General features: G+C 71.7%; 12 protein-coding genes. 3 read left to right on the top strand and 9 right to left on the bottom strand.

Annotated elements, in window-relative coordinates; all coding sequences use genetic code 11:
- Positions 1-10: 10 nt before the first annotated feature.
- Positions 11-715 (top strand): neocarzinostatin apoprotein domain-containing protein, encoded by a 705-nt coding sequence (locus tag AC3CF1_RS28340; protein WP_488451645.1) that lies wholly within the window; start codon positions 11-13, stop codon positions 713-715.
- Positions 712-2,088: a hypothetical protein gene (locus AC3CF1_RS28345; RefSeq protein WP_355163614.1), complete on the top strand. Its 1,377-nt coding sequence runs from the start codon at positions 712-714 to the stop codon at positions 2,086-2,088. Before AC3CF1_RS28340 ends, AC3CF1_RS28345 begins: the two co-directional genes overlap by 4 nt.
- A 69-nt stretch (positions 2,089-2,157) precedes the next feature.
- Here AC3CF1_RS28345 and AC3CF1_RS28350 read toward each other — a convergent pair whose 3' ends face one another.
- From AC3CF1_RS28350 to AC3CF1_RS28390, 9 genes are read right to left on the bottom strand one after another with little or no spacing between them, the layout of a single operon-like run.
- Positions 2,158-2,901, bottom strand: a complete 744-nt coding sequence (locus AC3CF1_RS28350) for a maleate cis-trans isomerase family protein (protein WP_088946999.1) — start codon at positions 2,899-2,901, stop codon at positions 2,158-2,160.
- Positions 2,898-3,587, bottom strand: coding sequence for a hypothetical protein (locus tag AC3CF1_RS28355; RefSeq protein ID WP_488451646.1), 690 nt, complete (start codon positions 3,585-3,587; stop codon positions 2,898-2,900). Before AC3CF1_RS28355 ends, AC3CF1_RS28350 begins: the two co-directional genes overlap by 4 nt.
- The gene (locus tag AC3CF1_RS28360; protein WP_488451647.1) at positions 3,584-4,432 is read right to left on the bottom strand and encodes an SDR family NAD(P)-dependent oxidoreductase; all 849 of its coding nucleotides are present in this window, start codon (positions 4,430-4,432) and stop codon (positions 3,584-3,586) included. Before AC3CF1_RS28360 ends, AC3CF1_RS28355 begins: the two co-directional genes overlap by 4 nt.
- Positions 4,429-5,418, bottom strand: a complete 990-nt coding sequence (locus AC3CF1_RS28365) for a hypothetical protein (protein WP_354980307.1) — start codon at positions 5,416-5,418, stop codon at positions 4,429-4,431. Before AC3CF1_RS28365 ends, AC3CF1_RS28360 begins: the two co-directional genes overlap by 4 nt.
- Positions 5,411-6,133 (bottom strand): hypothetical protein, encoded by a 723-nt coding sequence (locus AC3CF1_RS28370; RefSeq protein WP_488451648.1) that lies wholly within the window; start codon positions 6,131-6,133, stop codon positions 5,411-5,413. The genes AC3CF1_RS28365 and AC3CF1_RS28370 overlap by 8 nt, the downstream gene beginning before the upstream one ends.
- Positions 6,130-7,395, bottom strand: a complete 1,266-nt coding sequence (locus AC3CF1_RS28375) for an aromatic ring-hydroxylating dioxygenase subunit alpha (RefSeq protein ID WP_328365351.1) — start codon at positions 7,393-7,395, stop codon at positions 6,130-6,132. Before AC3CF1_RS28375 ends, AC3CF1_RS28370 begins: the two co-directional genes overlap by 4 nt.
- A 6-nt stretch (positions 7,396-7,401) precedes the next feature.
- Positions 7,402-8,391, bottom strand: a complete 990-nt coding sequence (locus AC3CF1_RS28380; RefSeq protein ID WP_488451649.1) for an alpha/beta hydrolase family protein — start codon at positions 8,389-8,391, stop codon at positions 7,402-7,404.
- A complete protein-coding gene (locus tag AC3CF1_RS28385; protein ID WP_488451650.1) occupies positions 8,388-9,194 on the bottom strand; it encodes an oxidoreductase in 807 nt (268 codons plus the stop codon). The genes AC3CF1_RS28380 and AC3CF1_RS28385 overlap by 4 nt, the downstream gene beginning before the upstream one ends.
- A 2-nt stretch (positions 9,195-9,196) precedes the next feature.
- Positions 9,197-10,837, bottom strand: a complete 1,641-nt coding sequence (locus AC3CF1_RS28390; protein WP_354980312.1) for a nitrilase-related carbon-nitrogen hydrolase — start codon at positions 10,835-10,837, stop codon at positions 9,197-9,199.
- Between AC3CF1_RS28390 and AC3CF1_RS28395 the strand changes: the two genes are divergently transcribed.
- On the top strand, positions 10,830-11,192 hold the full coding sequence (locus AC3CF1_RS28395; RefSeq protein ID WP_354980313.1) for a Dabb family protein: 363 nt from the start codon (positions 10,830-10,832) through the stop codon (positions 11,190-11,192). The two genes, AC3CF1_RS28390 and AC3CF1_RS28395, sit on opposite strands and share 8 nt — an antisense overlap.
- The last annotated feature ends 1 nt before the right edge of the window (position 11,193 follow it).

An 11,193-nucleotide genomic window follows, 5' to 3' on the forward strand; every position in this document is an offset into this window, starting at 1 on the left:
GGAGATCGCCGTGCGAACCTTCCGCCGCCGGGCGCTCACGCTCGCCGCCCTGCTCGCCACCAGCAGTGGCCTCGCCGTCGTGGCAGCACCCCCGGCCGCGTTCGCCGCGCCGGCCCTCACCGTCAGCGTGACCACCGGGCTGACGGACAAGCAGCAGGTCATCGTCAACGGTTCGGGTTTCGCCCCGAACCTGAAACAGATCGCCGTCGGTCAGTGCGTCGCCGGCTTCAAGGGCCCAACCGACTGCAACCTGTCCGGCGGCGCCGCGTTCGTCAACGCCGACGGCAGCGGGAAGCTGCCCACGGTCACCCTGAAGCTGGCCCAGAAGTTCGGCGCGTTCGACTGCACCAAGCGCGAGTGCGTGGTCGCGGCGCAGATCCTGCCCACGAGCGGCAACGCCGACCAGGTCGAGGCCAACAAGGTCTCGGTGACGTTGACGTTCGGCAAGAAGCCGGCGCAGAAGCCCGCACCGGCAACCCCGTCCGCGACCCCAGCCGCGCCGGCGGCACCCCCGGCCACGCCGGCCGCCACCACCCCACCCCCGACCGGGCCGGCGGGCGCCGCCGGCACATCGGCCCCGACGCTGGTCAACGCCAACCGGGTGAACGCCGGCCCGGACCGGTACGCCGTCACCGTGCTGGTCGGCTCCGGCCTGCTGTTGCTCTGCATCGGCCTGCTCGTGCTGATGCCCTACCGGAACCGGAGGTCCTCATGACCCGACGTCGTTTCCCCGTCCGGATGGCAGCGCCCGCGCTCGTCCTGGCGCCGCTGCTGCTGACGATCCCGGCGGCGGTCCCCGCCCGGGCGGCGCCACCGGCCGCGGCGATCGGTCCCACGGCCGCGACGCTGGGCTGCCGGCTCTACTTCAACGACGCCGGTACCGGCAGCTCGCCGACGGTCTGGCAGGACACCTTCACCCTGACCCAGTCGCCGGCCGAGCCGAAGGTCGGCGACACGGTGACCGTCACACTCACCGCGCCCACCGGCCCCGACAACGGGCCGGTGGGGCTGAACGCCGGTGACGTTCCGGTGAACGTCACGCTGGCCCTGGGCGGCTCGCTCTCCGGCAGCGCGATGCTGCGGATGTCCTCGTACCCCGCGCGGGCCGTCGCCCCGGCGCAACCGCTCGGCCCGATCACCGCGACCGGCACCTACTTCGCCGCCGCCGCCGGAGCGGCGACGCTCACCGTCGGGCGGGTCACCTTCGCCAACGCCTCGGCCACGACGCACTGCTCGGCGGCCGGCGACCGCGACCACAAGGCTGCACCGGTGCCGACCTCCATCGTGGAGAGCTTCACCGTCGGCGGTACCGGCACCGCGACCCCACCGCCGAGCCCGTCCGCCTCGGCAACGCCGCCGCCCTCGGCGAAACCGTCGCCGTCGCTCCTGCCGTCCGCGACGGACGACCCGCCGCCGACGGCAACCGACGAGGTCGACACGCCGGCCCAACCCTTCGGCCCGAAAAGCGTGAAGCTGAACTGCAAGACGCTGAGCAGCCTCTCCACGTGGACCGCCACGCACACGTTGAGCATGTCGCCCAGCAACCCCGGTCGGGGTGCCAAGGTGACGGTGAGCCTGAAGTTCTCAGCCGGCCCGAAGAGCGGACCGGTGCCTGTCGGCGCCGGTGACCTGGTGCCCAAGGCGACCGTCAAGGTCGGCGGGGTGGGCAGCGGCACGGTCAACCTGACGGGCCCGGCGTACGGCGCGATCGACGCCAACGCGATCCTGCCCGGCGCGACGCTGACCGGGACCTACACCACCTCGCAGGCGGGCCTGGTCAGTCTGACGGTCACCAACGTCGTCTTCGATCACCCGCAGGTCGACACCGAGTGCAACGCCGGCGCCGACCCGGTCACCGGCCCGAAGGAGACGTCGATCGTCGCCAAGTTCACGGTGAAGTCGCGGGCCGCGACCGACGACGAGGGCGAAGGCGGCGGCGGTGGCAACGGCGACGGTGGTGGGTCGCTGCCGACCACGGGCGAGGGGGGCGTGACGACGCTGATACTGCTCTGGTCGAGCGCGGCGCTCCTGCTCGGTGTCGGTCTTGTCGTGGTGCTGCCGAGGCGTCGCCGTCTGCTACGCAGCTGAACCGGCGAACGGCGCGGGCCGGGGATGCTGCCCCGGCCCGCGCCGCTTGCGTTCGCCGACAGCGCCGTGTCAGTGCTCGCGCAGCAGGGAACCGGCGCCGTACACCTTGTCGGTGATCCCGTTCTCGCGCAGCGCCATCCACCAGGTCGCCGCGTTGATGGCGATCACCGGCTTGCCGAGCCAGCGTTCGGCCTCGTCGGCCAGCCCGACCATCGACAGGTTGGTACCGCACTGGACCAGGGCGTCCACGTCCGGGCCATCCACGGCCAGCAGCGCCCGGCGCAACTCGTCCTCCGGAACGTGCGCGATGGAGACCGCGGTCGGGCACTTGAGCCCCTCGATCGCGGCCACCTCGAAGCCGATCTCGGAGAAGAACTGCACGACGTTCGTGTCGCCGATCGGTTGGTACGGTGTGACCACGCCTATGCGGCGTGCGCCGTAGAGGCGCAGTGCCCGCTCACACGCCTCCGCGCCGGTCGCCACCTCCAGCCCGGTGATCGCCTTGATCTGGGCGACGAACTGCCGATTGCCCTCGACGCCGCCCCAGAACGTCTCGGCGGACATGCCCATCACCATGTAGTCGGGCTCGCAGGTCAGCACCCGCTCGCAGGCCCCGCCGATCTCGTCGCGGATCTGGGTCAGGAGGTTTTCGAAGTTGCCGTCGCTGGAGAGGTCCTGGTCGCGGATGTGGATCCGGGAGAAGTGCGCGGTCACCCCGGGCACTGTCATCCGGTAGAAGTCCGGCTCCACGATGGTGTTGGTCGACGGGGCGATGACGCCGAACTTGCGGCGCCAGCCGAGCGCGTCGGTCATGAGCGGACGGCTCCTTCCTGGGCGGGGGTCGGGTGGGACGTGGTCGTGGTCGAGGCCGGGTGGTGAGCGCGCACGGTCAGCCACGCAGCGGCCAGCAGCGCCGCCTGTCCGAGGGTGTTGGTGCCCTGCTCCACCCACTGCATGGCCAGGGTTTCGTGATCCGGGTGGTTGCGCAGCGGCACCAGCAGCAGCACGCAGGCCAGCCCGGTGACGTAGAGCGCCACCGCACCCCAGGCGCGCCGCCGGCCGGCGATGATCGCGGCCAGGACGCTGACGGTGGTCACGCCAGTGGTGGCGAGGGCGAAGATGGGGGCGAAGATGGCGTACGCGGCGGCCACGCCGGCGGTCACGGCCAGCACGGCGGCGAACGGCCACCACGGCATGCTGCGCCCGCGCAGCGCGTTCGCCAGGCCCCAGATCAGCCCGACCGCGCCGACCGCCATCAGCGGGAACAGCGCCGCCTCCAGCCAGGGCAGGTCGATCGAGAATCCGGCCAGCAGCAGCTTCCAGGTCGACTTGGCCAGGCCGCCGAGGCCGATCAGGACGGCGCTGGCGCGGGCGACCGGGCCCACCCGCGGCACGACCCGGGCGGCCACGCTGGCCAGGATCCAGAACCCGACCAGCGCCAGACCGGTCGGCACGAAGTCCTCCAGCGCGAGGACGACTGTGTAGTCGCTGCCGTTCACGACAGGTGCTCGCGCCGGATCACCGCAGGCCCGCCGACGGGCTCGTCGAAGAGGTCGCGCTTGCGGAAGGCGGCGACGGCGAACCGAGCGGCGGCCTTGCGGCTGGTCAGCCAGGCGGCCCGGCTGCCGTTGCGGCCCCCGGCGAGGACCCGGTCGGCCAGCCACGGGGTGACCGTCTCGACCCGGTCACCGAGGATGTTGAAGACCTTCTTGGCCTTCGCCAGCTCGTCCGGCGGGTAGTCGTGGGTGAGCAGGTCGGTCACGACGATGCCGGGGGAGAGGTGGTGCACGGTGACCCGGTCGGCGACCTTGGCTGCGGCGAGCTCCTTGGCCAGCCCGTCGGTCAGGTAGGTGACCGCGCGCTTCGATGCCCCGTAGCCGGTCAGCCCCGGCCGGGCCTGGCCGTTGGAGCCGAAGCCCTCCATGTTCCACAGCGCGCCGCGGCCCTGCTCGATCATCGCGGTGAGCACCACCGCGCTGGCCCGGGCCACCCCGCCGAGGTTCGCCGCGAGCACTCCGTCCAGCTCTGCCGGCGGCAGCTCCCACAGTGGGCGGCGGGCATGGTTCGTGCCCGCGTTGTTGATCCAGATGTCGACCCCGCCGAACGCCTCGGCGGCCGTCGACCAGAGCACGGACACGTCGGCGCGGTCGGTGACGTCCGCACGTACCCCGAGCACTTCGGCTCCGGCCGGCACGGAGGCTTCGGAACGCAGTGTGGTGAGCGCAGTTGCCACCGACTCCGCGTTGCGTCCGCAGAACGCGACCCGGGCGCCGCGGGCCAGCAGCGCGCGTACCAGGCCGGCACCGATCCCGCGGGTGCCGCCGGTCACCACCACCGCGGTCATTCGGCTGGCTCCCAGGCGAGCAGGCCGTGTAGGACGCTGTCCAGCACGTTGCCCCGGAACAGCTCGTACACCACGGCGAGGCGCCCGCCGGCGGACATGCCCGGTTCGGCGTCGATGGCGAACTCGCGGCCCTTGACCTTCCACACGTCGCCGCCGTCAGCGTGAAAGTGCCAGGACGGGTAGCTGGCCCGGCCGAAGCCCTGCGCGTTGCCCCAGGCGTCGGGGCCCTCGAAGAACAGCCGGTCACCGTCGCGGCGCTGCTCGACCACGTACCGCCGGTCCAGGCCAGCACCGGCCCAGCTGACCACCCGCCGGGTGCGCAGCAGGTTGATCGGCTCCAGGTCGAGGCGCACCGCGACCTCGCCGCGCAGCTGCTGGTCGGCGCCCCACAGCTCGCAGCTGCCGGTGAACGCGCCGGCCTGCTTGGTCGGCAGGATGTACGGCACCGGACCGCGCCGCTCCTCGGCGGACAGGAACCCCGCCACCCGCTCGCGGGTGTCCGGGTTGGTGTCGTGGTCGAAGCTTCGGGTGTAGACGCCGTTGAAGCAGCCCACCACCGTCCAGCCCTGGTAGAGCATCGACGAGTAGACCTGGGTCTCGCCGTCGGGCAGCACCTGATTCCAGGTGTTCAGGTCGACCTGCCAGCCGGGGCCGTAGTAGTGCGAGTCTACAAAGGAGCCGTACGGCTGGCCGGTGCCGAAGAAGTCGGGGCCGGTGTAGACCCGGTCGGCGTCGGAGTCGATGACGCCGAAGGCGAACGGCGCGCCCAGCCGGTAGCGCCCGGCCAGCTCGCCCCCGCCGACCAGCCCGCCGTCCATGAAGTACGTGGTGACGCCGTCGGCGAAGACCGACGAGCGGCGGATCTTCTCGAAGCCCTGCCAGACGCCGGTGGCGGTGAACAGCGACGGCCGGCCGTGCCACTCGCCGGCGATCCGCTGCTGCCACTCGCTCGGTTCAGCGGCCGCCGGTGCGGTCGGTTCACCCATTGCCGATCAGCTCCGCCCGGATCCGGTCGGTCGCCGGCTCGCCGATCAGCCGGGTGACCCGGGCCCAGACCGGGTCGACGTCGGGACTGAACAGGTTGACCCGCACGGCGGTGTCGCGGGCGGCCAGGTCGGTGTCGGCCAGGCCGGCCACGACGTCGGCCGGTAGGCCGTCGGTGACCAGCGCGGACCAGTGCTCGGCGTACGCGGAGACGGCGGTTCCGATCTTCCGGAACGCCTCCTCGGTGGCCCGGCTGACCAGCATCCACGGCGACATCAGCGCGTGCTGGCGCGGCCCGATGTCGGCCCGGCTCAGCCCGTCCATCGCGCTGGCCTCGGTGAAGACCGGGGTGAGCGGCTGGTACGCCGCGTCCAGGTAGGGCAGGTGGCTGCTCAGCTCGGCCCGGGGAATCAGGTCGAGGTGGTAGGCGTAGTAGTCGCCGCCGTACACCGAGTCCAGGGTGAAGTGCGGGACCGCGCTGTCGGCGGCGGTGAAGGCGAAGACCATGTGGCTGTCGAGGCGGATCATCGGAACGACCAGCCCGACGTAGACCACCTTGGCCACCGGCTGACCGGGTGCGCCCTGCCAGACCCGCAGCGCACCCACCGGGTCGGGTGACATCGGGCTGCTCAGCGGCTCGTCGATGACCGCGGTGAGCGGGTGCCGGGCGGTCAGGTGGGCCACCGTGTTCTCGCAGAGTTCCAGCGGGAGACTCATGCCTGCTCCTTCGTCGTCGCGCTGCTGGTGGGGCTCGCCTGCGCCTCGGCTCCTGCGGCGGCGTCGGCGCCCTCTTCCTCGGTGATGCGCTTGAGCCCGATCCGCTGCGCCTCCGCCACGGTCGGGTGGTCGCCCTTGGCCTTGTGCACCCAGGCGCGGGCCAGCTCCGGGTTCTCCCTTCGGGCCGGCGAGGGGATGACTGTCGCCTCCCGGCGCGGCACGTCGCCCGTGATCCGGTCGGCGTCGGAGAGCATCCAGCCTCGTTCGGCCAGCTCCTGGCGGCGTCGCCGGTAGTGCACCGCGATGAGGTCGCTCTTGACGTGCAGTTCCGCGCCGAGGTCGAACGGAAGCAGCTCGGGGCGGACGTTGTTCACCACCTCGGCGTCCTGGTAGAAGATCTTGAGGACGCGCTGTACGGCGTTGCGGTTGGCCCACGCCCCGGTGAAGAAGGTGCGCAGTGCGACCCACTTGACCAGCGTGGTCGTCTCGTCCACCGGAATGTTGGTGTCGTAGATGATCAGCTCACCGATCGACAGCCGGACGTGGAGCTTGATCATGTTGGGCAGCATCCAACCGGCGGAGGTGACCACCGGCGGGCGGTTGGCCAGGTCCGCGTTGTTGCGGTTGACCAGCGACCAGAGGCCCTTGGAGCGCGGCGGGTGCAGGCTGACAGTGGCGAACGCCGACCACTCGTCGGGGATTTCGAGCTCGTACTCGGGAACCTCGGGCTTCTGCGGGTTGCCGAATGCGCCGCCGTGCACGAAGGGCGCGTGCGCGATGTCGCAGCCGTTCTCCAGGATCCGCTCGTAGTTGGCCTTCCACAGGAACTCGCCGGTCACCGCGCGGAACTTGCCGCCGTTCTCCACCAGGTTGTCGAACTCCGGCCAGACCGGGATCGGCGGTCGCTCGGCCTCGGGCAGGTCGCCCATGAAGACCCAGACGAAGCCGTAGCGCTCCTGCACGGGGTACGAGTCGACCCGGGCCTTGTTCGGGATGCCCCGGCCGGGCTGGTTCGCCGGGATCTTCGTGCACGCCCCACCCGGCTCGAACTCCCAGCCGTGATACGGGCAGACGATGTTCTCGCCGGCCGTCGAGCCGCCGGAGAGCGCCGCGCCCCGGTGCACGCACAGGTCGGACAGAGCCACCACGCGCCCGCGCGGGGTGCGGTAGAGGGCCAGGTACTGGCCGAGCACGGTGATCCGGGCCGGCTTGGTGGTGACCCGGTCGGAGAACTCGACCGCGTACCAGAAGTTCTTGAGCATGGTGGCTTACCTCCGACGGAACGAGGCGATCGAAGAGGTGGTGCCGAGCTGTGCCAGCAATCGGTCGAAGCCGTCGGCCGGTTCGCCGCGAAGGTGGACGGCGAGGAACCCGGACAGCAGGTCGACCAGGAGCGCGCGGGTGGCTTCCGGCTCGGCGGTCGCCTCCTCGTCGAGGAAGGCGCGCGCCGAGGTGGGATCGAGCGGGTGCACGATGCTGAAGTGGTTTGCGCCGGCCAGCCGCACCAGCAGGTTGGTGCCGCCCGCGTCGGGCAGCGCCTCGTCGAAGGTGCGGGTGATCGGGTCGGCGCGGGTGGCCGTGTCCTCGCCGTACCGGTCGGCCGAGCCGTTGATCACGCCGTCGTGGGTGCCGGCGAGCAGCATGACCGGGCAGTCCACCTGGGCCGGCAGCACGGTGCCGGCCGGCCAACCGAGCATGGTCGCCACCATGGTGTGCGCCCCGTAGCTGGCCACCGCACGGACCTCGGGCAGGAACCGCGCCGACTGCAGCGCGACCGTACCGCCGGCCGAGTGACCCACCAGCGCCACCCGGTCGAGGTCGAGCAACCCGTCGAGCGGCCCGGTGAGCTGCGCCAGCGCGTCGAGCACCGGGCGTAGCGACGGGCTGGTCGGTCGTTTGCCGTATCCGTCCGGCCGGGCCGCGTCCAGGTCGACGCCGGGAGTGATCCCGTGCAGGCCGGCGAAGAGCACTCCGACCCAGTCGTAGGTCACCGCGACGACGCCCCGGGCGGCCAGTTCCACCGCCAGCCAGCGGTAGGCGTCCTGCCCGACGTTGACGCCTGAGACCAGCAGGACCACCGGGTACGGGGCACCGGCCGGGTCGGCCGCCAGCACCCCGCTGAGCCGCTCGGCGTCCGAGCCGGTGGGCCGGGCCGGGTAGTAGACCCGCAGGTGCGCGGTGTCGAACGGTGCCGGCGCGCCAGGGACGCGTACGGCCCACCAGACCGACCGGACACCGCCCTCCTGCCCACCGCTCATGCCGACGGCCGGGGGAGTTCGCGGTCGCCGCCCCAGAGCGCGCGGACGAGTTGGTTGGTGGTCTCCTCGCCGAAGTAGCGCACGCCCATCACGTTCGCCGGGTCGCGGTCGGCGATATTGCGGCGGATCCGCAGATCGGTCTCGGCGAGCGCGGCCCGCTCCTCGGCCGGCACCGGCTCGGCCTCGTCGACCCAGCGCAGCCAGCGGTCGACGTGGGCGTGGGTCACCTGGCTGACCTTCTCGATGTTCTCCGGGCTGCGGTCGAAGGAGTAGCAGTACGCCGTCGGTGACAGGCTGGCCCGGATGAACCCGGCGCGGCTGACGAAGTAGTCGAACGCCGGGTCGTTGCGCAGTTGCAGCCACTCTTCGTTGGCCGGCTCGTAGTACCGGTCGTAGTAGTCGCCGTCCTCGACCATGTTGACCCGGGGCACCGAGTCGACGTAGAACCAGCCGCCGGGCCAGACCAGCAGGGCCAATCCCAGGTGCGGCACCCTGACCTGCGGGCCCAGCCAGCACGTCAGGTGCAGGTTGGCGAAGCTGGCACCCGGGTTGCCCAGCCAGGAGTGCACGAGCCAGTCGACCTCGGGTCCGGTGTACGCGGCGAGTGAGCCGCCCGGTCCGTTCGGGTAGTCCCCGTAGTTTTCCAGCGCCTCGGTGGACGGGTCGCGGGTCAGCGCGAACCGTGCGGTGATCTTGGCCTTCAGCTCATCCAGGAGTGCCTGGTACCGGTGGAACGTCTCGTGGACGTCGACAGTGGGGGAGTCGTCGAGCATCTCCTCGACGTGTTTCAAGATGTCGGCCACGGTCAGCGCCTTTCGGTAAGGGCCTGGACGAGCCGCCACGGGCGGCCGTCGACGAGGTCGGTGCGGCGGGAGACGAGCCTGTTCGCCGCCTGCGCCGGGGCCACGACGGCATGCGTGACGGGCCGGTCGGCGGCGATGTCGGTGCGCAGTGGGCTGCTGATCCGGCCGGTGAACGGCCCGGCCCAGGTGGTCCAGAGGGTGAAGTCGGCGCTGAGGGCGAAGACCGCGGCGCCGGTGCCGAGCGGCCCGGCGGCGATCACGTTGAGCCGGTTCTCCGCGGCCCGCTCCGGCAGGCCCAGCGCCAGCTCCCAGGGCTCGCTCGGGGTGAACGGCACGGCGACCACATCGGCGTCGGCGAGCGCGGCGAGCCGGAACGTCTCCGGGAAGATCGCGTCGTCGCCGACCACGATCGCCAGCCGCCCCCAGGGCAGGTCGAAGGTGCGCAGCGCGTCTCCGGGCCGCGCGGCGTCGCGGGCCGCGCCGGCCGGATGCAGTTGTGGCTGCTCGCCGAGCACGCCATCCGGGCCGATGAGCAGCCCGACCGGGCCGTTGGCGGTGCGGGCGGTGGCCACCGCGTACCCGTTGGTGCCACGCAGTGCCGGTGCCAGCGTCGCGGCCACCTCGGCCGGCCCGACGTGCGTGCCGAGGGCGTTCTCGGCGAGCACGGCGAGCAGCGCGCCTTCGGCGACCGCCTTGGCGAGCAGGTCGGCCGCCTCGCCCGGGTCCTGCGGGCGGACCACGGCGACCGGCAGGCTCGGCGCGCTGGGCGGCCGACGGCGTCCGGTCGGCGCGTCCCCGAGCGGGCCGTAGAGTTCCGGCCGGCGGGCCGCGAGGATGTCGCTGCCGTCCGGGCGGTGCTTGTCGTCGGCGCGCTCCGGAGCGATGTCGGCGATGACGACCGCCTCACCGGTACGCGGCCCCTTGGCCAGCACCGTGCCGTCCGGTGCGACGATCTGCGACTCGCCGGCCCCGTGCAGCCACTGCTCCGGCACGCCCAGGCCGCGGCTCATGGCCGGCAGATGCTCGGCGGGCAGCAGCGGACCGACCTTGTTGGCGGCGATCACCCAGGCCCGGTTCTCCGCGGCCCGCACCGGAATGTGCAGCGCGGCCTCATCGGTGGCGAACGAGTTCAGGCTGTTGAGCAGCACCTGCGCGCCGCGCAGCGTGAGCCCGCGGGTGGTCTCGGGAATGACGCCCTCCATGCAGGCGTACATGCCGAGCCGGCCGATCGGGGTGTCGAGCACCGGTCCGACCTCGGTCGCCGGGTCGAGGTGGTCGTTCTCGGCACCCATCAGGACCTGCTTGTCGCAGCTGCCGAGCAGCGTCCCGTCCGGGCCGAAGAGGAAGTTGGTGCCGCCGGTGCGCCCGTCGGGATAGGCGTGCGTGACATTGATCTTTATGTACACCCGGTGCTCGGCGGCGCTCGCGGAGATCGCGGTGAGGAAATCGTCGCCCGGCCGGGTGGCCAGGGCGTGCGCCTGGGCGCGGTCGGTGTACCAGGCCAGATGGTTGCAGAACTCGGGTAGCACAACGAGTTGTGCGCCCTGTCGGGCGGCGTCGGTGACCAGGCGCAGGCAGGTGGCCAGATTGGCCCCGATGTCCTGGCCGGCCTCGAACTGTACGGCGGCAACCCTGATGGTCATTCCCGCTCCGGTTCCCCTGGCGAAACGCTGTTTCCAGAACATACACTCGGGCGACGCCGGGGAACAGGGGGAAGAACAGGTGTTTACGCACGTGGTACTCATGAAGTTCGACGATGCGGCCGATGCTGCCAAGGCGAGGTCGCTGCTGGAAGGTCTGGCCAGCACAATTGATGAGATCGCGACGCTGACCGTCGCCCTGGACACGCTGCGGACCCCGGTCTCCTACGACCTGTGCATGATCAGCACACACACCAACGTGGACGCGTTGCGCGCCTACCAGTCCCACCCCGCCCACCTGGAGGTTGCGGGCTGGCTCAAGCCGCGCCTCGCGGCCCGCGTCGTCGTCGACTACTGAC

The sequence above is a fragment of the Micromonospora sp. MGP-C2 genome, from assembly GCF_057766525.1.